16 protein-coding genes and 1 pseudogene are annotated in these 26,724 nt (G+C 47.1%); 10 read left to right on the top strand and 7 right to left on the bottom strand.

The genetic code is table 11. The features are described 5' to 3' along the window. Positions 1-187: 187 nt before the first annotated feature. Both H6F91_RS21950 and H6F91_RS21945 read left to right on the top strand, forming a co-directional pair. On the top strand, positions 188-910 hold the full coding sequence (locus tag H6F91_RS21950) for a hypothetical protein (protein ID WP_190771794.1): 723 nt from the start codon (positions 188-190) through the stop codon (positions 908-910). Between the two features lie 184 nt (positions 911-1,094). After that, the gene (locus H6F91_RS21945) at positions 1,095-1,370 is read left to right on the top strand and encodes a hypothetical protein (protein WP_190771793.1); all 276 of its coding nucleotides are present in this window, start codon (positions 1,095-1,097) and stop codon (positions 1,368-1,370) included. A gap of 97 nt (positions 1,371-1,467) precedes the next feature. Here the strand turns inward: H6F91_RS21945 and H6F91_RS21940 are convergent, their stop codons facing one another. After that, positions 1,468-1,671: a hypothetical protein gene (locus tag H6F91_RS21940; protein ID WP_190771792.1), complete on the bottom strand. Its 204-nt coding sequence runs from the start codon at positions 1,669-1,671 to the stop codon at positions 1,468-1,470. Positions 1,672-1,961: 290 nt separating this feature from the next. On the opposite strand from H6F91_RS21940, the gene H6F91_RS21935 reads away from it, so the two are divergent. Together H6F91_RS21935 and H6F91_RS21930 are read left to right on the top strand one after the other, a co-directional pair. Continuing rightward, entirely contained in the window at positions 1,962-2,282 is a 321-nt protein-coding gene (locus H6F91_RS21935) for a hypothetical protein (protein ID WP_190771791.1), read from the top strand. Positions 2,283-2,394: 112 nt separating this feature from the next. Next, positions 2,395-2,553 (top strand): sigma factor-like helix-turn-helix DNA-binding protein, encoded by a 159-nt coding sequence (locus H6F91_RS21930; RefSeq protein ID WP_190771790.1) that lies wholly within the window; start codon positions 2,395-2,397, stop codon positions 2,551-2,553. Positions 2,554-4,227: 1,674 nt separating this feature from the next. Here H6F91_RS21930 and H6F91_RS21925 read toward each other — a convergent pair. Then, positions 4,228-6,138: a PAS domain S-box protein gene (locus tag H6F91_RS21925; protein WP_190771789.1), complete on the bottom strand. Its 1,911-nt coding sequence runs from the start codon at positions 6,136-6,138 to the stop codon at positions 4,228-4,230. Between the two features lie 238 nt (positions 6,139-6,376). After that, the gene (locus H6F91_RS21920; RefSeq protein WP_190771788.1) at positions 6,377-7,258 is read right to left on the bottom strand and encodes a transposase family protein; all 882 of its coding nucleotides are present in this window, start codon (positions 7,256-7,258) and stop codon (positions 6,377-6,379) included. A gap of 196 nt (positions 7,259-7,454) precedes the next feature. Between H6F91_RS21920 and H6F91_RS28625 the strand changes: the two are divergent. Next, positions 7,455-7,757, top strand: a pseudogene (locus H6F91_RS28625) (HPP family protein); the annotation flags it as partial. On the opposite strand, the gene H6F91_RS21910 reads toward H6F91_RS28625, so the two are convergent. Beyond that, positions 7,700-8,266 (bottom strand): YIP1 family protein, encoded by a 567-nt coding sequence (locus tag H6F91_RS21910; protein WP_190771786.1) that lies wholly within the window; start codon positions 8,264-8,266, stop codon positions 7,700-7,702. The pseudogene H6F91_RS28625 and the gene H6F91_RS21910 overlap by 58 nt on opposite strands. Positions 8,267-8,472: 206 nt before the next feature. On the opposite strand from H6F91_RS21910, the gene H6F91_RS21905 reads away from it, so the two are divergent. The 3 genes from H6F91_RS21905 to H6F91_RS21895 all read left to right on the top strand — a co-directional run bounded on the left by H6F91_RS21905 (position 8,473) and on the right by H6F91_RS21895 (position 14,487). Continuing rightward, positions 8,473-9,543, top strand: a complete 1,071-nt coding sequence (locus H6F91_RS21905; RefSeq protein ID WP_190771785.1) for a hypothetical protein — start codon at positions 8,473-8,475, stop codon at positions 9,541-9,543. A gap of 1,325 nt (positions 9,544-10,868) precedes the next feature. Then, a complete protein-coding gene (locus H6F91_RS21900) occupies positions 10,869-12,635 on the top strand; it encodes an ABC transporter ATP-binding protein (protein ID WP_190771784.1) in 1,767 nt (588 codons plus the stop codon). Positions 12,636-12,648: 13 nt separating this feature from the next. Continuing rightward, positions 12,649-14,487 (top strand): ABC transporter ATP-binding protein, encoded by a 1,839-nt coding sequence (locus H6F91_RS21895; RefSeq protein ID WP_190771783.1) that lies wholly within the window; start codon positions 12,649-12,651, stop codon positions 14,485-14,487. 422 nt (positions 14,488-14,909) lie between these two features. Here H6F91_RS21895 and H6F91_RS21890 read toward each other — a convergent pair whose 3' ends face one another. The 3 genes from H6F91_RS21890 to H6F91_RS21880 form a co-directional block, all read right to left on the bottom strand. After that, positions 14,910-15,602: a DUF4241 domain-containing protein gene (locus H6F91_RS21890; RefSeq protein ID WP_190771782.1), complete on the bottom strand. Its 693-nt coding sequence runs from the start codon at positions 15,600-15,602 to the stop codon at positions 14,910-14,912. A gap of 474 nt (positions 15,603-16,076) precedes the next feature. Next, positions 16,077-21,980 carry an EAL domain-containing protein gene (locus H6F91_RS21885; RefSeq protein WP_190771781.1) on the bottom strand — a complete coding sequence of 1,968 codons (5,904 nt, stop codon included), beginning with the start codon at positions 21,978-21,980 and terminating at the stop codon, positions 16,077-16,079. Positions 21,981-22,474: 494 nt separating this feature from the next. Next, complete coding sequence (locus H6F91_RS21880) at positions 22,475-22,729, bottom strand: hypothetical protein (protein WP_190771780.1); 255 nt, start codon at positions 22,727-22,729, stop codon at positions 22,475-22,477. Between the two features lie 976 nt (positions 22,730-23,705). On the opposite strand from H6F91_RS21880, the gene H6F91_RS21875 reads away from it, so the two are divergent. Continuing rightward, on the top strand, positions 23,706-23,972 hold the full coding sequence (locus H6F91_RS21875; protein ID WP_206754959.1) for a hypothetical protein: 267 nt from the start codon (positions 23,706-23,708) through the stop codon (positions 23,970-23,972). Positions 23,973-25,312: 1,340 nt separating this feature from the next. Further along, positions 25,313-26,641 carry a DUF4347 domain-containing protein gene (locus H6F91_RS21870; protein WP_190789473.1) on the top strand — a complete coding sequence of 443 codons (1,329 nt, stop codon included), beginning with the start codon at positions 25,313-25,315 and terminating at the stop codon, positions 26,639-26,641. Positions 26,642-26,724 lie beyond the last annotated feature (83 nt).

Genomic DNA, 26,724 nt, shown 5'->3' with positions numbered 1-26,724 from the left:
GTCTACTAACCACTGATTATTAATCACTAATAGCTAACAACGAATGACAAATACCTTACTCGCTCCCATGAACACTCTCATTCTTAGCAAAACGACAAACGTTACTCCTTCTCAGCTCCAAAACATCACATCACTCATACCGTTGCCCGTTAGATACCAAATGCTTCCACAACTACAGCGCGAGATAATGATTGATCGAGCAATTGTGGAAGTTTCCTGTACTCCAGTAGAAGTCGTGATTACCCAGGAACATTTTTGCTCTCAGGATCTAGCCTGCAGTGACGATTGCTTCTATCTCAGCATTGCCTGTGCTGCTGGCACGGTTGATCCATCTTACGCGTTTCGCCGCTGCCAGATTGCCAAGCAGCCGCTGAATCAGCCGAGTCATAGAGACCTAGCAACAGCGGAGCACGTTAACTTTGACGTTAGAGAATGGCATGATCCTATGAACGATTCAACGCTGGAACTATTGATTACAGTTGGAATCATTATCGGTGTTGGAGGTTTGCTAGCACTGTTTTTCACCCTACTCTCGCGGCAACTGGAGACCACAGGACGGGAACGCATGCAAGCCCGCTTTCCCACACAACAAATCCTGCGATCAGAAATGACGGCGAATTTCTTTGGCTTAGAATCCCGGGGTCGGGGACAAATTCGCGGCAACGGCGTACTGGTTCTGACTCCGGAGGAACTGTGGTTCAGTCAATTTGCTCCACGGGGTAATATTAGTATTCCGCTGCCGCAGATCATGCAGGTGCGCCTAGTCAATGCCCATTTAGGGAAACGGATTCTGGGACGTAAACTCCTCTACGTGCGGTTTCAGACCCCCGAGGGAACGGACGCTGCTGCCTGGGTGGTGGAGGACGCTGAGGGCTGGCAAGCGGCGATTAGAGTTGCTCAGGCCTACTAAAACCTGGGTACCCAAAATTGCAGGAGCTAATTCAATTTATCTCAAAAAAGATAAAAAGAGAAGAATTGCAATAATGAAGAATTACAGAAAAGTCACGATTTGAGATACTCAGATCTGGCAGCTTCAACACGTAAACTCTATAACATTTTGTAGGTAAGCCACTTGCAGGCAGGATGACGCATTTATGGCTATCACAGGAGATCACTATATTGGTACATATGAAGGGCACAGCATCGAACTAGTGCGTAACAACTGGAACAAGACTCTCAAGTTATTGATAGATGGGAAAGAAGTGGCTAGCAAGTCGCGCATCCTTCCGCACGATATCACTCTTGAGGGCAGCCTTGAGCATGATGGCGTCCAGCACACCGTCACAGCGAAGGTCGTCGTGCACTTTCTTTCATCCGAGGACACCGTCGAGGTTGATGGAAACAAATTGCCGCTTACGAAGGCAAAATAGGTGTGTTGCTTCTCAGGGATTGTAAAAATTTTCCATTGCCCCGTTTTTTCCAGGGCATCCAGCACGATCGCAGTAGTGGTTGCCGGGTCGCGTCCCGTTATGCTGCCAAAATCAATGCAAACGGAAGTAGATCAGCTTCCAGAAAATTTATCAGACCGCTTAGAGGCACATAAGCTGGATCAGGAGTGAGAAACCAGTACCCGATAGCGTGGTGACGGCTACTCCAATTAGAAGATTTGGGTATAACGGTTGGATTATGGGGATTGAAGAGTCGAAAGATTTTTTCAGATTTAGGAATCATTTGGCCTTTTACCTCAACAGAAAGTTACCGACCTCGCTTTTCCTCGCTTTCTGCTTGCCGATCTCCTCGCTTTACCAGGGCTGACCCTCATTGAGTTCTAGCTTATGGTTGTAAATGTAATCCAAGCAACCAACAAAGACATGAGCAAAACGATCATCCAGTTGGACTCAAACCTACATTTACTTAATCATAGGAATCACAATCATGAAAAAGATGTACCAGACTAAAAAGCAACTCGATATCGCCATACATCTGCTCATACTGTCAACTATTGTGCTTGTGTATTAGCGATGTTTGATGCTTGGCAGGATTTAGCAGCAGAAGCAACTGGACATGATACAGAGTGGGGCTATCCTATCAGGATCGATTGCCTTGCTCAAGTGCTGCAAATTCCTGAGAGTACGCTAACCATTCTACTGACAAAATTGACGCAACCTGAATTGGAATGGTGTTCTAACAATACAGCAATCACGTTCCACTATCCTCTCAGTAAAGATAAGCAATTGGCTCATCAAGAATCATCCAGTGTTTATCTTTCTCATTCAACACCGTTAGATCCTTTTGAAGCTAGCGAGACGCAATTGATTGAAGCGAATCCGATCGCTGCATGATAAGCCTTTCAATCCTTGCAAATCGTGCTATAGCTCACTAATTCTATCTCAAGGCAATTCACAAGGAGTTCACTTATGCATTTTTCAGATTCTAAGCCAACACACCAAATTAATGCAGCGGCGAGTTCTGGAGCTGAGCTATTTTGAAGATTTAAGTCAGGCAGAAATTGCTCAATTTCTGGATGCTCCACTGGGCACTGTAAAAACTTGGACTCGCAAAGGTCTCTTGCAGTTGAGTCAGAACTTGCAATCCCTTCGCGACAATTTCTAGAAATTCGAATGGAATAAACACCAATTTTGCCCCAAGGAAAGATAATACTGCACAACATCGTCCATCTCAGCGTGGTTTTGCTCATAGCGATCGCTCCATCGTTGCAAGAGAACCTGAGTTTCGAAGTGCGCTCCTTCCGATAGAGACATTATCGTAAATCATAGAATGGCTGGGAGTTAGTGGGGAAGAGGCGATCGCCTTTCAACAAAAAGGCCAGAGGCGTACCCCTGGCTAGCGTGGTTTTTCTTTGAGTTTGTTAGTTGTCAGAACAGATGCCGGCGTCTGCGTGGTCGTCGATTAATCTGATGCACCCAGATGTCGCTCAAAACCCATATCGAGTTCCTGTTTGAGAAGGCTTTATAGCAACGTTCCCGGTCGGGGGCGATCGCCGCAGGTGGGCATGAATGCAGACTCCAGTCGAGGTTGTAGCGAGCCTTTCGGCCCTGGACGTTGCGCCATAGGATTAGTTGGCTACAGATACGACATTAGTTCTGGGATCTTCCCAGTTTTGGTGAAAATTGAGGCGATCGCCATGGCAAGTAGATAGCAACGGTATTGGCAGTTTAGTACAAGACATCAATAGCAGTGGATATAGTTCATTAACCCCAAATATGATGAGTAGTAGCAGCCCTAGGCCTTACACTAAACCCTGGAAATCCCATTTCTCGTTACGAAAAATAGGGCTTCCAGAATTTGATTTTAGAGAGGTGTAAAATTTGAGGCTATTGATTGTGTTGTGTCCAAAAGCGCTCACATCATGAAAGTAATTTCGTTGCTGAAAATTCCCTCAGGATAAATCAACTAATTCTTTGGCTAGTTCAAGCGATTCATCGCATAGAGAGCAATCATTTCTTGATTCCTTAATTGAACAGCTTCCGGAGAAATAAACAAGGTACTTTCAAGAAATGCTTTCATAGATTCATCCTGATTCTTATATAGCAAAACAAGCTAGTCAATTCCATCAATCATGCCTTTCTCTCCAGAGCAATCCAGTAAATTTCAGAAATTTTCTAATCCCATCATAAGTTCTCATAAGTTTTCTCATTGTTGTAATAATAGAAATTTTGTACGGGCGATTGATATGGAGCAATCGCAGATAAGACATGCTGTTTATTGCTTGATTTGAAGGGCCCAGTTTTTTCTGTCTATTTACAACTGCTTGGGGAATAGGCCCCTATTGGCATTGCTTATACCAATTCAATATGAAGCTGCATAGAAAGACCTTCCAAAATGAAATCGTAAGACGCAATAGATATCACCTGTTCGTAGGTGATTTGGTCAAATAACTCTTGGACGTACTCCCGTAATGCTTGTAAGGACGAGAAGCTTTGTTTTTGAGGTGGCTCTTGAAAGACTTCCAGAAGCGCTCAATTGGTGTTAAGGGCGAATTTCCACGGCTGCATATGCGGCGCTCAATCCGTGTCTTAGCAAGCACAGGCGAAAACCGTCCACGCCGGTGGGGCAGCAAGGTTCCTCTGCAATCTGTACGGCCAACAGCCGGCCTCAGAACCACCGTCTGGATTTATGGTCAGCCGATCACCGTCTACTATCAGTGCTTTGAATTGTTCTGGGACAGTCTTAACGTGGCTGTCTTGTTCGTTCCGGCCCAATTTCCGACAGCAAGCAGAACGGGCTTGAGAAAATGGCGAGCGTGTTAAATAGTCGGTGGAGATTTTAAAATCCTCTGTAGTCGGTGAACTTGGTCGTCATAAGCAGTGTGGAGCAACTAGATTTGATTGGAATCTCGATCGCAAATTCTGTTCCCTGCCCAGGAGCAGACTGACACTTGAGGTTTCCACCATGTTGTTCCACCACAATTTGGTAGCTGATCGATAGTCCTAAACCTGTTCCTTTACCAACAGGTTTTGTCGTAAAGAAGGGATCAAACAAGCGTTGTTTGACTTGCTCAGTCATTCCCAATCCGTTGTCTGTAATACGAATGGCGATCCACTCAGAGTTGAGTTGTTCTGTTTTAATGTGAATGCTTGGCAGGGGACAGCATAACTCAGAAGAAGATGTGGAAATGATAGTATCATCTTTCAATTTAAGCTGCTGATTAAAGTGAGTTCGTTCTTCTAAAGCATCGATCGCATTACTTAAAATATTCATAAATACCTGATTGAGTTGCCCTGCATAGCAGTCAACCAGAGGCAAGTCACCATAGGTTTTGCAAACCGTAATTGTGGGAAACGCAGACTGTGGACTAAGGCGATTTTGCAAAATCATCAACGTATTATCGATACCTTGATGAATATCTACAGGCTTTTTCTCTGCTTCATCTAGCCGAGAAAAGTTGCGTAGAGAAAGAACAATTTGACGAATGCGATCGGCACCCACTTGCATCGAGTTTAGCAACTTTGGTAAATCATTCAAGATAAAATGCAGATCAATCCCTGAAAGAGCTTCCTCAATTTCTTGAGTAGGCTGAGGAAAAGACTGTTGATATAACGTCAGCACGTATAGTAAATCTTGAGCATATTGACTTGCATAGCCGATATTCCCATAAATAAAATTGATTGGATTATTAATTTCGTGGGCAACTCCCGCCACTAACTGCCCCAAACTCGACATTTTTTCAGATTGTACCAGTTGCGCTTGAGCTTGTTTTAATTGCTGCAAGGCTTGTTGTAACTGTTGAGTTTGTTGGCGCAATTGCGCTTCTGATTGGCGCAATCCGGCTTCTGCTTGCTGGCGTTCCACAATTTCATGTCGCAGCAGGCGATTGGATTCTAGTAACTCAGCAGTTCGTTCCTGAACTCGTTGTTCCAGATCATCGTATGCTTTTTGCAAAGCGGCTTCAGCTTGTTTTCGTTCCGTAATGTCACGAGTTACCTTGGCAAACCCACGCAACTGTCCTTGCTTATCCTTCAATGCTGTGACAACAGCGTGTGCCCAAAACTGAGAACCGTCACGGCGTACCCGACAACTCTCGTCTTCAAATCGCCCAACGGTTGCTGCGACCTGCAATTCGTAAGCGGGTTTACCCGCACGTACATCTTCTGGCAGGTAAAATTGCGCTACAGATTGACCAATAATTTCTGCTTCAGTATAGCCATTGATTCGCTCGGCACCAGGATTCCAGCTAATCACGTTGCCATTAGGGTCGAGCATATAAATAGCGTAATCCTTAACGCTCTCAACTAGATAACGAAATCGTTCTTCACTTTCTCGCAGCGCATGTCGGGATTTTTCAAATTCGGTAATATCTCGAACAACAGCATAAATTGTTTGTTGTTCTGGGCAAAATTCAGCATTCCACAAAAAACACCTATAACTACCATCCCGGCAACGATAGTGATTCTCAAATATCAGGTGGCCAGAAGAGATGGATTGTGAACAAAGAATATATAGGTGATTGAGCGCTGATTTCTGATCATCGGGATGGATAAATTCTGTCCAGGAATGACCAAGTAACGCCGTTTTGGAAAAGCCCAAAACTTCTTCCCACTGATGATTAAGATATTGGAAATAACCATCGTGACTGATGACGCAAATCATATCCAGCGAAAGGCTCAAAAAGCGATCGCTCTCCAATTGAAACGGCTGGGCATGAGTGTTGCGACGATGAGGTTTTGGAGTAATCATTACCAAGACAGCGCACAGAGTGGACGGATCTCTCGAATGTCCCCTGACAAGGTATTAAGTGGATTTGCTGAGTATGATAGATGCTTAAGTATACTTTAATCTTTTTCGCTCATTTCTTTGAAAGTTGCTTATCAGAATTTATGTGCTATCTAATTGCGATTGATTATCTAATAGACTTAATCGGAAATAAGGAGGTGGATTAACGGAAAAGGGCTCGCTCTTTCCATCTCTCTTTCAATTAGGCAACGGCTAGTTGCCGTTGACTCAGTCGGAAGTTGTGGAGGCCACAAGCAGCCTCCATTACCGTATCGGTAAAGTGATCCGTTCGGGTCCTCAGCGGATGCACCACAATGTTGCACCGCTTGATGCCTCCAATGTGATGCTCTATTTGGACATGCTCCCGTGAGATCTCCTGATTGCGCTCTTTGTCTGCTTCGCTCAATTCGCCGTTGCGGGGTTTCTTCTTCGGTTGATGCGTCTTTACACCTTCGGGTTCATAGCCTTGAAAGCGGGTGTCTTTCCATAACTGGGTGCCTTCGGGAAAACGGTAATCCTCCTCATCACAAATCGCTTTGTCATGTTTCTTCCCTTCGTAGGTGTCACTCAGGTACAACACCTTGCCTTGACGCTGGCTGATGAGCAGATTCTTCACCGTAAAGGTTTTCTTTTTCCCACTGTAATGCTGCTTGCGCTCATCTTTGTCCTTGGGGCGAGGAATACGTCGTTCGGTGGCATCTATGATCAACTCCAAACCCACACATTCTTGGAGCACCCGCTCTAACCGCCAGGGACGACGCTCGGGCAGTTGTTGCTCATATCCCAAGGCCTGATTCAGAATCGGCGTGAGCTTATGCACCCAATCGTGCGCCTGAGGTTGCCCAATGCCAAACAGAAACCCTTGCACCTCCTGCGTGGGATACAGGCGAAAGTAAACCAGGATGAACAGCAACTTATCTCGGGTATCCTGCAATTGTGCCTTGCGTCCCCCACCATAGCGTCTGGCTCTGGGGATCTGAATGTGATGGTGCTCTAAGGAGGTTTCTGCATAAGAATTTACCCAGAATGTTGGTGCTGTGCCCGCGAAGCGGGCACAGCACCAACATTCTGGGGGTAATTTCATTACTGGAAATCTCCTAAATAGTCTTGCCATGCTCGCTCAAAGCTCACCCATAATTGCTCAAACTCGCTCACGCTCAGCCCAGTCAAGCTTTGCAGCACACGTGGTTTGTTTTGCACTTTGGGGTAGCTCAGCATCGTCCTTACCCTGTCCTTGTCCTCTGTACCTGGCTTTTAGCCTACACTATTTCCGATTAAGTCTATTATTAGGGCCAGGTTATTGGGCTGCTGGATGCGCTATGGTACTGACAATTATCCTCATGATTTTAATGGATGTGGTGCATCCACCTGCGGTTTCAACATCGCTGAGCTTTGCATTGCGAGTTGGGAATGAGAATAATTTAATTCTTTTTGGCCTCGCTGTCGGTATCACAGCAACTTTAGTTGTGCTGGAACGCATATCCTTGTGGATACTTGCTCAAAAGTCAAAACACTGGATAAATTCTCAAAAAGTGTTGGCTATTTCTTGTTCAAGTAATTGGATAAATCCGATCGCTATCTGAATAGGAACCCAGCCAAGAATACAAATCAGGGCAGCTTGACGTGTTTTAATATCTAACCCTTCGCGAGTAGCAACAATAGCGGCCAACAAACTCCAGGCTGCCAGGACTAACTCAATGGGACGACCTAAAAGCGGAATTAGGGTTAGGAAGTTGAAGACTTGTGGAGCATAGGCAAACCCTATAGGGCTCAACAGATCTCCGTAGGTTGGGTCAATGGGCTTCAGCCATTGGCCCACTTTTAGAATGACCAATGTCCACAAGTAATATCCTGAAATAATACTTAACCCGTCGATGAGTAGTGCCAGGAAGAAAGCCTGACCACTAGCTCGATTGATCAATAAAATAACCGAACTTCCTAGCATATGAGAGAGCGCTGCTAGCAGAACAATCGTCAAAGCAATGCGATGGTTTCTCGGTGTGTTGCGAGCATTGTCGTAGAGATTGGCTTTAAGGGCGATCGCATTCCAGAGAGTAGCCCATAAATGTTTCTGTAATGACTGCTTACTCACACGTGTATCCTTTCCTAATTTAGTGAGGTATGGGAGAGCAATAAGCGACTTTATCCCACATTTCTCTCCTATACCTTACTGAATTGAGACATGCTGTAGCTGGATAGTTAAAACTTCCGAAAGATGAATTCACGAGAAAAAACAGCTTTAATCAACACATTACATTGCCTATACTTACCATACAAGCAAATGCTATAAACCTCCACATGGTTGCTTTTCTTCAACGACTGTTGCATTGGCTAGCTGGCAGTACTTCCAGGTTGCTCATCCTGGCTGGAATTTTGTTGTTGAGTTGGGGAGTTTTTGCTCCCGTTGGAACTCTGGTGTGGTGGTTAAATCAAAGTAGGGAAAGCTTAGGGCTTTCCAAGAAACCGCCCAAGCGTTTATCTGCGAGTGAAGGCTCTGCTTCTAGTAATCCATCTTCTATTCACTCTTCTAATATCAATTGTTATATCGTTTACTTGCCTGGGGTTGGCGATTACTCAGCGAATCAACTAACTCCTGGTGAAGAATGGCTTTTAAATCAACTGATCCGCCTACATCCCAATTGCGTTGCGATCAGCGATGTGTTTCCCTACTCTGTTGCCAATCAAGATTTGTCCGGAGGCCGTTTTTTAGCGCCTGTTTGGGGAGCGATCGAGCGTGCCGATGGATGGTTAGAGAATGTAGATGTACTGATTAAGATTCGAAATTTGTGGCGCTTTGCGATTTCGGCGGACGATCGCTATGGCCCTGTGTACAGCCAAGGTATTGCTGATGCCATGATTGAGCGGATGAATGCCGTTCACCCCATCCCCACAAACCATTGCCAACCACTTAATATTATTTTGATTGGAACCAGTGGGGGTGTGCAGGTGGCCTTAGGCTCTTTACCTTATTTAGATCAATGGCTGAATACTCGTTTGACCGTCGTATCCGTGGGAGGGGACTTTAACGGGGAAAACGGGTTTAAGACGGCCCATCACGTTTACCATCTGCAGGGGAGCCGGGATTGGGTTGAAGATATTCCGCGCTTTGTGTTTGCTTCTCGTTGGCCAGCAACAGTAGGCTCTCCGTTTAATCAGGCACGGCGGCAGGGGCGTTACACTGTTTTGAGCAGCGGGCCTCATGCCCATGATGGTGAGGAAGGTTACTTTGGGATGGCGATCGCCCAAAACAACACAACCTATGTTGAGTTAACCCTCCAGAAAATCCAGCAGTTACCCATCTGGGCTCCTCCTACAGACGTTCACTGCTTTAAAGAAGGCGTTCCTGAATCAAGTATTCAGCAACGTTAGAACTTATTGAGCCGCAATTTTTCGGGCATATGGCGTGCGAAAAATTACGGCTCAATAAGTTCTAGCTTTGGATGTTCAAGGGACGTCAAGAGGGCAAAAAAGCCAGGTTATCAGAATCAAAACTACAATAACCTCGACGCGTTTCAACCACATAAATAGCATTAATACGAATTTTCCAGCCCAATGGAGATCTGGGTTGGAAATTCCAGCAGAGCAGCCATGAAAAATGAATCTTGCGAACTTTTTAGTCTTTTAGTGCAACATCCCATGCATCTTCTTCTGTAACTTTCAGGAATAAGAAACATTTCACCCATACGAAAAGTTATGATGAGCCATAGGTAATGAAGATAGAACTGATCCTTCATCAAACCGTCCTACATTGACAATAGAGGCTACCAGATGGTGTTCGTCCTAAAGCAGACACGTTCAGCAGCCTTTAGCTTCCAGTCGGGCAAAACTCTATTGGTATGGACCGTTAGCTTAAGTTTCAGAAAATAAAAATCTTATTAATGCAAAGCAAGCGATGATCAAATTCGAGCCGAAAAGGTGGCAGGGGCACCGCTGCGTTCCTCATCCTGCAATCGTTCGACCACACTTGTTTCGCTTGAGTGTGTTGCCAACCACCGAGTTCGCCACAAGCGTGCCATCTGGTGGCTAATCTGCAAGGCTCGAGCGATCTCCCGATGATTTTTCCCTCATCGGCAAGGAGAATAATCCAGCAATTCTCATTATGAGCTTCAAAGCCGAGAGTTCGCGCCCGACGGGCGCGAACTCTCGGCTTTGAAGCCTGAAAATAGCCCGCCTTCGGCGGGCTATTTTCAGGCTTCAATTCAAAATGAGAATTGCTGAGAATAATCCGTGCCCTTAACGCCAGTTGTTGAGCTGTGTTATGGCCCTTAATCAGTTGTTGTAGTTGTTCCCGTTCATCGCTTCATCGCTTGCTAACTTGAGAGGGTTTGGAACTAGGGGGGCAAGGCTGTTTCTCCATGCGTTCGACTCGATAATAGTATGCTAACTTACGCCCCTTAGTGCTAGTAGCCTGCCAATGTTCAAGTGTAGGGTAACCTCACACTCGAACATGAAATTTGAGGAGTTTTTGAGAGGTCTACGGCCCCTCAAAAACTCCTTGACAGAGTACTAACCTTGGTGGATGGAAAACTGCCGGCTTGCCATTCACCAAGGTCGCTTGAAAATTCCGCCAAAGCGCCAAAAAACTCCCGTTAAGCGCCACAATTGCCTAACATCGGGTTACCTTCTGCGCTAAGCTGCTTAACGATCGCCCTGCGTCCTTCACCCGCATTGCTTCTGGGCCATGCTGATGCTCTATGCGAACTCCTCTCAAACACTATGCCGCGATCCTATCGCATTATCTGAAGCCACAACGGAGGCGCGTCATTGGTTTGGCGATCGCCCTCCTGGGCAGCATTGGTCTGCAAATTCTCAATCCCCAAATTCTGGGTTACTTCATTGATACAGCTGTATCCGGTGGTTCTCAACAGCAACTCTTTCGGGCGGCATTCCTGTTCATCGGTTTAGCGATTCTGACCCAGGCTTTGATTGTTGTGGTTACCTACTTAGGCGAAACTGTCGCATGGATCGCCACCAATAATTTGCGATTTGATTTAGCCAAACATTGCTTACAGCTTGATTTATCCTTTCACAAATCCCATTCTCCCGGTGAGCTTTTGGAGCGGGTGGATGGCGATGTTAGCGTGTTATCTCGCTTTTTCTCTCAACTCGTCATTCATATCCTCGGCAATGGGATTTTATTGAGTGGAATTCTGCTCGTTTTAATGCTCGAAAATAAGGTGGCAGGAATTAGCTTAACTATCTTCTCCATAGGTGCTTTATTCCTGCTCCTGAACTTACAACCCTTGGCCGTGCAACCCTGGGGAGCCTACCGCCAGGTGGGAGCAGAGTTCTTTGGATTTTTGGGAGAACATTTAACAGGACGAGAAGATATTCGAGCGAACGGGGCAGTTGGATATGTCATGCACCGATTTCATGGCATCCTACAGCGGTGGCTTCCCATTTATCAAAAAGCCCGGTTTGCCAGTACGATGCTTTGGGCGACGAGTGTGGGGTTGTTTACGATAGGCAATGCGATCGCCCTCGCGGTTGCGGCCTACCTCTGGCGACAAAACGCCATCACCATCGGCACCGCCTATCTCATCTTCCACTACACCAACTTGCTAGCCCAACCCATCGAACGCATCCGCGAAGAATTAGAACAGTTTCAACAAGTAGAAGCCAGCATCCATCGCATTCAATCCTTGCTGCACGTCACCTCACCCATTCACGACCAGGGAACAGCTAAACTGCCCAATACGGCTTTTCCGGTGTCGTTCCGTCAAGTTTACTTTCGTTATGCAAGGGAGAATGAATCTTCCCCAACAAACTGGACACTAAAAGACCTTTCGTTGCATTTACCAGCCGGAAAAACGTTGGGTATTGTCGGGCGGACGGGAAGCGGCAAAAGTACGATCGCCCGCTTGCTGCTGCGCTTCTACGATATTCAATCGGGCGAGATTCGTCTGGGAAATGAGGCGATCGCCCACATTCCTCTCTCCCACCTACGGCAACGGATCGGTCTGGTAACGCAGGATGTGCAGTTGTTTCAAGCCACCGTGCGTGATAATTTAACTTTTTTTGATTCGCGTATTCCCGATTCGCAAATCCTGGCCGCTTTGGAAACGCTCGGTTTATTCGATTGGTTGCGATCGCTTCCCCACGGCCTCGATACCCTTCTCGGCTCCGATAGCAGTGGGCTTTCCGCCGGACAGGCGCAATTACTGGCTTTTGCTCGTGTGTTTCTAAAAAATCCCGGTCTGGTCATTCTCGATGAGGCCTCCTCACGGCTTGATCCGACAACAGAGGCACAGCTTGAGCAGGCGATTGCCCTTCTGCTACACCAGCGAACGGCAATTATCATTGCTCATAGGCTGGCGACCCTGGAACGGGTTGATCAGATTTTGATGCTGGAACAGGGGCAGATGGTGGAATATGGCGATCGCCAAACCTTACTCCATCTGCCTAATTCTCGCTTTGCACAATTGCTAAAAGCAGGAACCACGATTACCTCCAGTCTCTAGTACCCCCTCTGTTATGGCACGTCAAATTTCAATCTGGATACTCCTGGGGCGCATGATTCGCTATGCGTTCCCTTTGTATGCGTTAGATAGTGCCCTCTGGTTATTGATCATGGGGTTGCCCGCTGTACCAGGGTTAATTTTGCGGGGGTTCTTCAATGAACTAACACAGGGGGGCGATCGCTCTCTTCAGTCCCCCTTGACTTGGGTAGCATTGTTGCTAGGGGTGGGGGCTGCGCGAATTTTTGCTATCTTTACCGGGCGCGTCACCAAAACCCAGCACCGCTTTACCATGAGTGCCCTGTTACGGCGCAACCTCCTGGTTCAACTGCTACGGCGACCGGGCGCAGAACCCTTTTCCTACGGGCCTTATACCAGCGTGTCACCGGGAGAATTAATCAGCTTTTTCCGGGAAGATGCCACTCAGGTAGAAGATGCAGTGGTAGGCACCAATGAAATTGCTGGCATGGGAATTTTTGCCCTGGTGTCCCTGGTCATTCTGTTTTCGATCCAGGCGCGTCTGACGCTGTTCGTATTTCTGCCATTGGTGGCGATCGCCCTCATACTCCAATACGCCGAGACCCGCATCAAGCAGTACCGTTACGCCAGTCGCCAGACGACACAACAGGTGACTGGTATTTTAGGCGAAATGTTTGCAGCAGTGCAGGCAATCCAGGTAGCAGGGGCCGAAGATCCAGTGCTCCAACACTTTCGTCACCTGAATGAGCAACGCCGTCAACGCATGGTGCAGGATCAAGTGTTCACAGCCACCCTCAATTCCGTTTTGGAAAACATGGTCAACCTGGGCACTGGGCTGATCCTACTGCTGGCAGCCACAATGATGGGAGATAGGTCTGTCGTCTCTTTCAGCGTTGGGGACTTTGCCTTATTTGTGTATTACCTCGCCTTTGTCACCGATTTTCTTTGGTTTTCGGGAGCATTTCTGGCCCTGATTAAGCAAACGGAAGTCGCATTCGATCGCATGGGACGCCTGCTTCCCCGTTCTTTCCATCGGCATCAACCCCAGGAAGTCGAACAACTAGTGAAGCCTGCCCCACTTTACTTACCGAGTGCGTTTGGAAAGCCTTCTGTCCTTCCGGCGATCGCCCGCTTCCCTGTCTCTCAAACCCCTCCCCTGCAAGAATTACGGGCTGTTAATTTGACCTACCATTATCCAGGAAGCGATCGCGGCATCACTGACATTAACCTGACCCTGAAACGGGGTAGCCTGACGGTCATTACAGGGCCAGTCGGTTCTGGCAAAACAACGTTGCTACAGGTGCTGCTGGGACTGTTGCCAACGCAACAGGGTGAAATTTACTGGAACGGAGAACAGGTAGAACATCCTGACCAGTTTTTTATGCCACCGCGCAGTGCTTATCTGGCTCAGGTACCGCAGTTGTTTAGTACAAGCCTGCGGGAGAATTTGCTGCTGGGGTTGGAGCGGAGTGAGGAGGAAATGCGGAGGGCGATCGCCCAGGCAATGTTGAATCATGACTTGATTCACATGCCTGAAGGATTGGACACGCAGATTGGCTCCAGGGGAATGCGCCTTTCAGGAGGACAAATTCAGCGGGTAGCAGCGGCTCGCATGTTCCTGCGGCAACCGGATTTACTGGTGATGGATGATCTTTCCAGTGCCCTTGATGTTGAAACGGAGCAGGCTTTGTGGAAGGGCTTAAGAAGAATTCTGAGCAATCAACCGCATCAGCGAGGAGATGAGTCAACGCCAGCCTTTGGTTCAATCCATTGGAAACCAACCTGTGTTGTGGTTTCTCACCGTTCCTCTATTCAAGAACAGGCCGATCGCCTCATTGTTCTCAAGGACGGTAAGGTTGATAGCATTACGCCTTAAAGGGCCGAAATTGTTTCGATGATACAGCGTTTTTCAACCGCTTAAAACCTGGTTGTTTTTGTGAGAGCCGCGCTCCGCGCGGCTCTCACAAAAACAACCGTGTCTGACTCAAGCGCAAGGCGCTGTATTGAGTCGATTGTTTCTTTTGTTTACAGTGTTCCTGTACCTTGGTGGAATTCTATTGAAGCACCTTGCATTGGACTTTTAAGAGGATTTCGCCGGAAAGCCATTGCACTGATGGTTCTTTGTCTGACAGTCTTTTTCACTTTAAATATTTGCTACTCGCTAGCCGAGGTTCCCTTCAATGGGCCGCTGAGTGAATGGCGGGTGTTATTTGTGATTGTATCGATCGCCCTATTTATCACAGGTTTTTGGGCAATCTGTGTCAGAGAAGTTGCGAACCAAATTGAGAAAGTTTTGCCTTAAGACTTGTTGATTCGTTTTGAGTATGCCAGACCTATTCCACTAGCATAAGAGGTTGTGAAATCAGATACCAAGCAAGCAAGTTGGTCTTTGTTGTCGTATCCCCAATATGAGATACATTGGCCATCTCCAAATCCAGTCGAGAATGCAATGACATTCGCTCTATTTTTACTTACACGCACATTAGCTGCACTGCTGTTAGTTCTAAGCTGGACATTGAGATTGTTGTAATACCGGGTCTCCAGCAAGTACGTACCATCCAAGCCACGACTCATCTCTTCCAAAGCTACGACACAATCATAGTCCATGAAGCAGCCTGCGCCAGTTTCTACCCCATAGCCATACCGCTTTTCCTCCAAATTATCATGCGGACAAAGCGCAATCTCCCAACGCACAGGATGTCGTTGAGTGATGTGAAGCCTTGCACAAGCAAGTTCTTCGGTCTCGAGTAAACTTGAACGGGCAAAACTCAGAGAGATAAAGTAGCGATCCGGTTTAAGGCGTTGCACAAAATATTGCTGATCCTGACATTCAACCCATCTGGGATCGCAGGCAACTAACCAACCCGACGTGAGGATCAGTTGATCGGTTGTTTGCTCAGTAAAGCAAAGTGTTTTAACAAAACCATCCGTATCTCGATATTGAATCTCATAATCTGTCTCAAAAATATGATTGAAATGATCTGGATGCATTGGTTGTTGATGTTATCTAAATAAAGCCCGCACCTACCCATATTAATCAACACCCCTGCTGATCTACAACACTTTTCAAACGCTTAAAATCTGGTTGTTTTTGTGAGAGACACACGGCGCGTGCCTCACAAAAACAACCAGATTTTAAGCGCAAAGCGCTGTAGGCGATCCGTAAATACTCTTAGCGTAAACTAGCTGCCTTGATCCGAATCCCTCCTTTATCACTTTGGCTATAGGAGAAAGGTCATTGGATTGGGCGACTAGATGTACACTGCCAAATTAAATGACATCGAATATATTTGTGCCGTTAAGCCCCCCTACTGTAGCGGGGTAGAGGGAGTCTTCTTAGTGATGCAACATTTAACATCAGGATTATCAAGTTGACTTGGGGCAGAACAGTAAGCCAGGTTTAGCTTTGCTGCTTAAACAGCACTAATGTGTCCCTATGGTCAATAACAAGATCACTCTACACTATCAATCATCACTCACTGCCGCCAACCAGGCAAAAGCTTGTGTTGCATCCAGAGGTGGTGCATACCAGTATCCCTGCCCAAACTCACATCCCAAACGCCGTAGAATTTCTAATTCGGTTTCCGTTTCAATCCCCTCGGCAACAACATCCATTCCCAACCCATGAGCCAGGGTGAGAATCATTTGTACTGTTTCTAGCGAGTTCTGATTCAATCGTTGTACAAAGGATCGATCGATCTTTAACGTATCAATAGGAAACTCATGGAGCCGACTGAGAGAGGAGTAACCTGTTCCAAAGTCATCAATGCAAAGCCTTATGCCTAAAGCTTTGATTCGCTTTAGGACCTGTGCCTCAGAGGTAAAGGTTTCTAAGATACAGCTTTCGGTGATCTCCAGCTTGAGGCATTCTCGTGGAATTTGAGTAGCTTGCAAAATTGTTTCTAACTGCTCAATCAGTTCGGGCTGCTTGAGCTGGAGGGCTGATAGATTGACATTGAGAACAGGCAGTATGGAGCAGGTGTTGAAGGCTAACCATTTAACCATTTGCTGACAAGCCTCCTGCAGCACCCACCAACCGATGCGACCAATGAGGCCTGTTTCTTCCGCGACAGGAATAAATTCGGCAGGCGAAAGCTGACCACGGGTGGGATGCTGCCACCGAATCAGGGCTTCAAAACCTCGAAGCTGGCCTGTTGAGAGCGAAATGATAGGCTGGTAGTATAGGCAAAACTCCTGAGCTGCCAGAGCGCGATGAAGTTCATTTTCCAGTTGCAATCGTCGGGCAACTTTGGTTTGCATCGTGGGGTTGAACACAGCATATTGATTTCTACCGTTGGCTTTGGCCTGATACAGCGCAATATCCGCATCGCGCAGGACCTCGGTCGCCTCCTGGTAATTAAATGTGCTGTAGGTAATGCCGGTGCTGGTAGTCGAAAAAATTTCGTAGTCGCTACAGCGAAAGGCTAGAGCAAATTGTGACTGAATGCGCTGAGCCACTTCCAGAGCATCGTCGAGATGGTGCAGATTTTCTAGTAAGATGGCGAATTCATCGCCTCCAAGCCGAGCGACTACATCGGATGGACGAATACAGCTTTGCAATCGCTGCCCAGCCAGCTTGAGAAACTCGTCGCCAATAAGGTGACCCAGGCTGTCGTTGATATTTTTGAAGCGATCTAGATCGATAAACAAAACAGCGTGGAGTCGTTCAGGGTGCCGCTTGCTGAGCTGAATGGCGTGGTTCAGCAAATTCATGAAGCAGGTGCGATTGGGCAGGTTAGTTAAGGCATCGTAGAGGGCATCATGCTGAAGCTTTTCCGTGGCCTGAAGGAGTCGAGTCTGAGTTTTTTGGAGAGTTTCGAGGGATTTTTGCAGGTTGCGGTTGCTGGTTTGGAGATTTTCGTAGAGGGTGGCGTTGTCTAAAGAAATGGCGGCTTGGCCACAGAGAATTTTGAGAACGTTGATGCGCTCATGTGTAAAGGCTCCTGAGGTCAGGCTGTTTTCCAAATAAAGCACTCCCACAGGCTGGTTCTTCTGCATCAGTGGCATGCATAACACCGAGCGGGGAGCCTGCCGCACAATGTAGGGATCGGCGGCAAATCGGGGGTCTACACGAATGTCATCAATGACAAAGGTTTCGATGGTGCGAAACACAAGGTGAATGAGGCTGGTAGGCAAGCTTTCGCTAGCCGTGAGCAGCATCATTTGGGTGGTACAGATCTTGTCCCTGAAGCATTGGGCAACAACCATGAGTTGGTTGTCCTGAAGCAAGGTCAATGCGCCTTGCTCTGCCCCTGCATTGTGAAGGGCCAGTTGTATCAAAGTGATGATGAGCTGGCTAGAATCCAATTCTTTGGAAATAGCCTGGGATGCCTTAATGACGGCAGTCAGGTCGAGAAATGCCGTGTCGCTGCTGCTGCTCGTGATATCGGTAGCATGGCCTAAGGAGCCCTGGCTAGAAGCTGGATAGGGATGTGGCAAAAATGCCTGTAATCTTTGTGGATATAGAATTTCGAGTTGTTTGGCTTTAGCTTTGGCTCCCCAGCCAGCGTAACCGTAGTACGCATCTTGTAAGTAGGGCTGTGCAAGTTTGTCGCGCCCCCACGCCAGATAGAACTTTGCTGCCAGTTCATTGGCCAAACTTTCATCCTGCGGGAACCCGTCGGCTTTGGCCGTGGCGATCGCCCGATCATACGCCTCGATAGCGTCCACCGTGCGTCCCTCAATCCGTGCTTTTTCGGCCTCAATCAACTCCCATCGGTGGCGATGGTTGTGAGGGGAAAAGGTAGCCCAGTGTTTTAGTTTTGCCTCTTGTTCTAAAATCCGTTCCCAACGGGCAGGTTTTTCGGCTAATGGGATTTGGGGATAGCGTGCCAGTTGAATCAGTGCATCATAAAAAGCATAGAGGGCAATGGGAAACTGGGCGCGGCCTCCATCTTGATAAATTTCGACCTGCTGAGCTTGTTGTTCGGCTTGCTCAAGATAGCCGAACTGGTAGTACAGCACCGTTTGGTTGAAGTGATAGTGAAATAGCGACGTGCGATCGCCATGGCCAAGATGGAAAGCAACCGATTCCTCGGAATTGTAGACCGAACCTGTCAACAGCCAGGGGGTTTCTCCTTCATCCAGCAGATTTAGCACCGTCTGCTGCACAATTTCTAAACATTTCAGTGAAACCTGCTTGAATTGACGCAAGGTTTGCTGATAGGCAGCCATTTCGGTTGCTAAATTGGCCAGCCCTAATCCCGAAAAGTAGGCATAGTGGCAATATGCCTGGGCATTCAATACAACACATTCCAAATCCCCTGTGGCTAAACCACTCTGGTAAGCCTTGACAAAAGCGGGTAAGCTCTGGTGTATCGGCTCTTTCCAATGACTGATGAAATTGTGAACGAGATACCCGGCACGGCTCTCGCAGGCAGTTGCTTGAAGCTGGGCGAGCAACGCCAGCGACAACTGTCCAAAACTGTAGCCAGCATCAATATTGCCCATGCTGCACAGTGCCATGCCATACCCTGCGTAGGAAAAGATGGAGATGGGGCTATTGCCAAAGCGAATAGAAAATTCTACCTGTTTAGCCATCAGTAACGGCATCAGGGTGGGTAGTGCTCGGTAAGTTGGGGCAGTCAGCTTGGTCATGATTTGCATAGCTGCCAGATGTTGCGGATCCTCCATCAAGGGGAGAGTGAGCAAGGTTAGGGGAGGGCGATCGCACCACAATTGGTAGGTGTCGGTCAAGGTTTGCTGCACTTCGTTAGCTGTAGGCTGTTCCGGAAAGTCAACCCCGAGCGTATGCAACATTTCTAGTCCAGTGCGCACAGCTCCCAAATAATTGCCCTGCGCCCGCCCGGCCAGCAATCGGGCTTCGTAGATGGGTACCGTATCAAGCAGCGAGCGAGCTTGGTGAATGACCACTGCTGCCCATTGCTCCATCTGCTCAAAATCGGTGCAAAGATAGGTCGCTTCAGTTATGTCTTGATGCAGAGCCAACGTAAGGTCATACTGCTGTTCCCAGGCATTAGCTGGCAATAGCTGGATCCCCTGATGCAGGTAGTCTGCCGCTGCCCGATAGGCAGTAGCAGCTTGGGCTTTGCGACCTGCTTGCAAATTAAGCTGAGCCAGTTCTTCTCGTTCAGCCGGCATTTGCAGGAGGACTTGCCCCCGGTTTAAGTGGTTCACAATAGCAAACAGATACTTCTCCCGTTGGGAAGGTGAACTGTTGTGCAGCAGCAGCCGACCTATGGTGAGGTGCGTTTCCTGCTTCTGTTGCTGCGGGATGAGGGAGTAAGCCGCTTGCTGAATGCGGTCATGCAAAAATTGGTAGGTGAGATCGGGGGCCGCTAGCTGAGAAAACGGGCTTTCGAGCTCCACTTCCAGTTCCAGGAAAAATTTGTAGACCTCGTTTTGTGGCAGCACTAACCCCATTTCCAACGCACTCCAGAGGGCTTGTGCCACATCCGCATCGGGTTGCTGCGACACGATCGCCAGAGTCGTTAGGTCAAACTGGTTGCCAATGCAACTTGCTAGTTTCAATATGTTTTGAGTTTGGCTGGGCAACTTTTGGATCTGCTGCGCCATAAACGCCACCACATCTTCGGTCAGCGCCGCCTCTCGTACACGCACAATATCGCATTGCCAACAACCCTGGATGACATCAAAGGTAATAATGCCATCCTGATACAGAGCCTGCAAAAACTGGGTTGCAAAAAAGGGGTTGCCCTGGGTTTTCTGGTGAATGAGGGTGCCGAGTGGCTGCGCCAGGGATAGGTTACAGGTGAGGGTGTCAGCCACCAGCTGGTTCAAACTCGCTGTCGAAAGTAGCGGTAATGATAGGGTGTGGACAATCCCTTCATTCTTGCGAATGCTTTCCAGTGTTAGGAGCAGCGGATGGGCCGGGCTAACCTCGTTATCGCGGTAGGCTCCAATGACCAATAAATGACGGCATGCCGTCTCTTTCATCAGCCACCCCAACAACTCTAGAGAGGCTAGATCTGCCCATTGCAGGTCGTCCAGAAACATCACCAGGGGATGCTCAACCGTCGCAAAGACCTGAATAAATTTTTGAAATAACAGGTTGAATCGGTTTTGAGCTGTATCCCCTGCCAGCTCCACTACTGGCGATTGTGGTCCAATAATTTGCTCTAATTCAGGCACCACATCGATAATGAGCTGTGCGCTATTACCCAAAGCTTGCAGAATGCGCGTGCGCCACTGCTGCAATCGTAGGTCTGGTTCAATCAGCAATTGGCCCATCAGATCGCGCAGGGCAGCCAGGAAGGCGGAGAATGGAATATTACAATTCAGCTGATCAAATTTGCCTTTGATGAAGTACCCCTGTTGCCGCACAATCGGCTTTTGGACTTCATTGATCACCGCTGTTTTGCCAATGCCAGAGTAGCCTGTTATCAAAATTAACTCGCTATAACCGGCTTCTCTACGTTGAACAATGCGCTCGAAAGCGGACAGCAGTGTAGCAACCTCATTGTCTCGCCCATATAGCTTTTCGGGGATGAGGAAGCGATCGCTAATGTCGCGTTGCCCCAGGGCAAAGGGAACAATGGCTCCCGTTTGCTCTAACTGGGTACGGCACCGTTCCAAATCATGCTTCAATCCCAACGCACTCTGGTAGCGGTCTTCAGGATTTTTGGCCATTAATTTGTCCACAATTTCTGATACCACCCCAGGGACGGAGGGGTTCCAGTGCTGAATGGGCGGTGGCTGTCTAGCCATATGGCAATACACCATATCTATCGGGGTTTGAGCCTCGAAGGGCAAGTGCCCCGTCAACAGCTCATACAATGTAATGCCTAAGGAGTAGTAATCGGTGCGGTAGTCAATTCCCCGATTCATTCGCCCCGTTTGCTCGGGTGAAACGTGGGTTAGGGTTCCCTCCAGCACTCCCAATGTATGAATCGTGTTTGCTTCGCGTGGTAGAAGTGATGCAATGCTGAAATCGGTGAGTTTGATTTGGTGGGTTTCGGGGTTAATCAGAATGTTGCTGGGCTTGATGTCTTTATGAATGACGTGCTTCTGGTACAAGCCATGAAGAACATCAGCCAGTTGTATAGCAATATCCAGGAAGGGGACAATCATCATCACCGGATGCCCCATCTCCCGTTGCTGTTCCAGCCACACCTTGAGGGAAATCCCCCCAAAGTCTTCCATAATTAAGGCATAGCTGTTGCGGTATGGCACGAGCGCGTAGGACTGAATAATGTTGGGAAGATTCAGCACACGGGTGATAGTGAACTGGTTACGAAATTGCACCAGTTCGGCAAGTTTTGGAAACTCGCTGCGCAAAACTTTGATCACAACATCCTGCGGTTCTAACCGGTTTTGGCCTCGATAAACAAAGCTTTTTATGCCGGTATGGAGTTGTTCGATGATGCGGTAACCAGCCAGTTCAACCATCGGAGAACCCTTACAAACCTCCCCCTAATTATTCCCAATCTTGGCCTATTGAAGAGGCAGCCCGCACTGAGCAACGCCGCAACTAAGCTATGGCATGACTCATTATGCCAGTACTTCAATGACTATATAGCCATCTCATATCAGTTACCTTAGATTTTGCATCGAACCTTGGAAGCCCTATTTTTCGTCTACAAAGCGCACGAAAAATAGGGCTTCCAAGGTTTGGTTTTAGAGTGGATGCTGTGCTCACAAAACGAGCCTGTTGAAGCGACAAAGAACATTTCTGGTTCAAGCCCTATACTTTAACGTCAGTTCGGGATAAGCCGAACCGCCCATTATTGCGTGCGCGACGCGCACGCAATAATGGGCTTTTTCGAGTGCCGCGCTTCGCGCGGCACTCGAAAAAGCCCTTAACCCGAACTGAGGTTACTTTAGGGTCTGAGCCAGAAATGTTCTTGCTGACTGAACAGTAAAGCCAGAATATTTAGACAGGCTTAACTATCGGTCTTCTCAGAATTTAATTCGCTTTCAATGGCCTCCAAAGCATTCACCATCTTAAACGTAGGTGGAGTACGCCAACCTAACCACCCCAATTGTTGTCGCGTTTTTCCGGTTGTTGCTTCAATTCGCTGCAATAAACTTTCGATGCAATTGTATTGGTATGTAAAGTTTGCTCCAACCTTGATGCCACGTGATAGCTCACTTAACGCTTCTACAAGAATTGCAGCTTCTTGATCGGTTAATGACATGTCACCCATAATAGTTTTTTATTAAAGCAAAACACGTCTAACAGTAGTTACAAAAGGATGAGTACAGAAATTGTATGCACCCATGTAATTTGCTGATAGAACGATTCCTACTTAACTAGGAAATTGTGAGAATCTTGTGAGGCTTTTCCAAACGATGAGGCAGTAATGAAAGCCACCCACCAGGCCCTTAGCAACATTGCCAAGAATTGGAAACCAGCTCTCAACTGTTTTGCGATTGAGTTTGGTGTGCTGCTCGAGACACCCACAAAGGGGCGCTTGCCAATCTAGCTTCCTGCACCTTGGCACAAACTATGTGACATCCCTATTTCACAACAAGTCTAACGTTGAGGACTTCCTACTACCATCCCTGCCAAATACTACTATTCTCTCTTATTTCACAACAGGTTGAATAGACGAGTTGCTTACTTGGGGGATTTCAACTTCGGCATCCTTTCAAGGTTCATAATCCCCAACTCTATTTTCAGTAACCACAGGACGACACTCGTTGCGAGTGAACTGACGGGCTGATCAATTGCTCAGACTTAATCTGCATTCGCTGCACTGCATGGAAATAGCCTCCTAGGAGGTTATGTAGTATGAACCTCGCTATTGGCAAGAGTGGTCTGCAACGCTTGTGGGGTGGGCAAAATGTCCATTCCACAAGCATCCAGAACTAAAGCCAGTGTCAGGCAACAATGCTTTGGTTACCCCCTTTGATCAGCCCCTATTCATGTTTACATTCAAAAAATAATCCATTTGCTATGTCCAGTATGATAACCTCAAGCAAATGTTTTGGCAACCAATAGCTCTATTATTTCTTTGATTGGTAGCCAAAAGCTTTTTTAAGCTGATAATAGAACAAGATCGCGCGCACAATAGAAAGTGCTTTACTCTTAATCCCAAGGAGGATCGGTAACCAATGCCCGGACCAACAGAACGCAAGAGAATACACCTAAACGCTCCCCCTGAGTACGAGATGAAGCTTTTGACAGCTTTGGCAACGTTTTTAGGTCGAAAGGTATCTACCCAGGCAAGTGCAGCCCTGGCCATGTACCTTCGCCAGAGCCACGATCGCATCCTTTCCCAGGCCGAGTACTACGGCAACAAGTGGGGAATGACGAAGTGGGAGGTCTTAGATCTCTGCTACGACGATCCAACCAGGGCAAAAGAACTAATGGATGCCTCTGGCACTGTGCACAGTGTTGAAGACGGCCCCGATGTATTCAGCGAAACAGGCGAGTGAGGCTTAGGCGATCGCAGGTATGGCGATCGCCATAAATTTATACAGTGGCAACTGGCAGAACTAGACCCTTCGTATGTCCCACAGGAGATGAACCGAGCGGAAAAAGGATAGGCACTCTACATGACGAAACCATTTCTGATTTGCCAGCTGCGTCTTCAAAATACTCCTCAGTCACTTTTGTTATAAGGAGATTTCCAGATAAGAACTTCCCCATTATTTGGAAAAAAGGCGCGGCTTCGCCGCGCCTTTTTTCCAAATAATGGGGATATTGTTTCCCAGAAATCTCCTAAAGTCTCGTTTGTGACTACTTAGGATTTAGCATCAAGCTTGAACATCTTCTCCCAGTGCTCTGAGCAGAAGCACGCAGAAGATCTTCTACTTCATTCATCCTTTGCAATGCCTGGAATCCTATTTCTCCGTAAGTCCCCCTACTTGTTGAATAAGTATAAGTCCTTGTTGACAAAATTTGATAAGGTTTGATGTCGCAGTTTTTTTGATAAAGAATTTTAAAAAATGCCAGTGAGAAATTAAACATTTTTTAGTTCAACAAGTGCCGATATTTCCCAATATCTATTGCTTCTGCTGTAGTTCTTATTCAACCCCCACCCTCCTTTGATCCGTGCTCACTTCCTATTCCTTTTCATTTCCCTAGCTGGATTATTAAAGCTTGTTTAAAGACAAATACTCTCAACTAGGCATCGTTAGATTTCTAGAAGGAATGGGAAGAATATCTATAGCATCTCACCATAACTTAAGAGCTAGTCTATATGCAAAAAATACCGTAATATTCGTAACTTATATCCATTAACATCAACCGAAGATTTTCCTACAGATTTTTTAGGTAATACTTCTATTTCCTGGTGAAGTATAGAAATGCTCTATACTAACGCTGCTCTTATTTTCGTCACTGTCCGCCCCATACAGTAATTGTACATAGCAGTGTTTGGATATAAGTTAAATTGCTAATTTTAGGGCATTTATAACGCACACATTTTTCTAAATAAACTGTCGTTTGGGAAGTATTTATTTATAGTTACAGAAAAGCTTCTCAATGCTAGCTTCAATCATTTGAAAGAAGCTGTCTAAACTCAGTCACTACTGCTAGAAACTTGAACGCAGATTTAAGCCAGTCTCATTACCCCTGAAGGTTTACTTCGTTCAATCACTACACCTAACAAAGCAGGATTCAACACCTCAAAATAAAGCTGCATCTCTCCCAACAGCAAGGCTTTCAAGCTTGTGTTGTGTTTTTGAGATGGAGAAGCTTGATTTCTATACCTTTTTCCTCTTAACAAAACTGACTGTTGATGTCGCAAACACAAAGGGAAACTATGATACCAATGATTTCGAGCATTAGCCAATTGGAAGAAATTGCATATTCTCAAGTTCGGAATGGTGCAACACCTTCCGATATGCAAGGGCTGAAAAACATTGTCATCATCGATAGCAACGTAGCAAACTATGACGAGCTTGCTGCAGATATTCATTTCCCTAATGAAGTTCATATTCTAGATCGCGATCGCGACGGCATTCAACAAATTACAGAGTTGGTGCGATCGCATTCATCCTATGCTTTACACATCATCGCCCACGGTTCTCCTGGTACCCTTTATCTGGGCAATGCCGAGCTTAATCTTGAGACTTGCGATCGCTACGCTTCAGAACTAGAGTCTTGGCTCCCCGGTTTAGACGATAGGGAAGCGGCCCTCCCTCCTGATTCTCCTACCCTCCTCCTCTACGCCTGTAACGTTGCTGCTGGGGAAGCTGGAGCAGAATTTATTACCCGCCTAGAAAATCTCACCCATGCCCGTATTGCAGCATCTCGTGGTTTGGTAGGTAACACTGCCCAGGGCGGATCCTGGCAACTCACAACCCGAGGCGGCACCTACCCTGTAGCCTTAGCCTTCAGTTCAGAAGTAATGGCAAGCTATGCAGGCATATTAGTGATTAACTATGATCCGAGTAGTTCTGCCTGGCTCTCCTTGGGTAAAACCAGCGATACAAATAAAGGCAACACGGATGCCAATTGGACTGCCGCTGCATCTGATTTAGTAGGGACATCAGCCAATCCCTACATCACGATCCAGACGGATGGTACAAATATTGCCTTTAAAGTTATTGCAGAGCCACAGTCGGGCACATATAAGGCCCTTATGGGTATCTTCATTGATGTGAACCAGGATGGAGTACCAGACTTTACTATTGAAATTAACGTTGAAAACCCATCGGGTCAGCAAAGTGGGGGTCAAGCTGCGGCTTTCAACCTGATCCCAATCCTTCAAGGGACATCGAGTACAGCCAATACTAGCCCCAGTACCACCAAAATTCCCGCTGCAAACACCAATACTTATTACAGTTTGCTCTCGAACAACCTCAACGTTGTTCAAGTTACTTCAAACGTATCGAACCTGGACGCAGATTTAACGAGTGAGAACGCTTACGTCTTTAGCTTTACTTTGGCTGCTTTAGACGCATTCCGCACTCAAGTTGCAGCCTACAATCAAAATCCAGCCAACGCCAGTGCTTTATTACGGCCAATTCCAACATGGCCAACCACACAATCTCAGATTTTCGCTGCGGGGTTAACAGCCTCTAATAGCCTCCAGGCCGTGAATGGAGATGTTGGTGGAGGTTCTTATCCCTCTTTCATCACTCTAGGCAGAGTTTAGTAGGATACGGCGTAGCAAGAGGTCATGCACGATGGGACAGTAAAACTGCTGCATCTGGGCAATCAAGACTTCAAATCCCTCCA

It is taken from the genome of Leptolyngbya sp. FACHB-8 (genome assembly GCF_014695575.1).
Lineage (GTDB): Bacteria > Cyanobacteriota > Cyanobacteriia > Elainellales > Elainellaceae > Vacuolonema.
The sequence above is the reverse complement of the archived record's forward strand: the minus strand, read 5'-3'. Positions and strand labels throughout refer to the sequence as shown.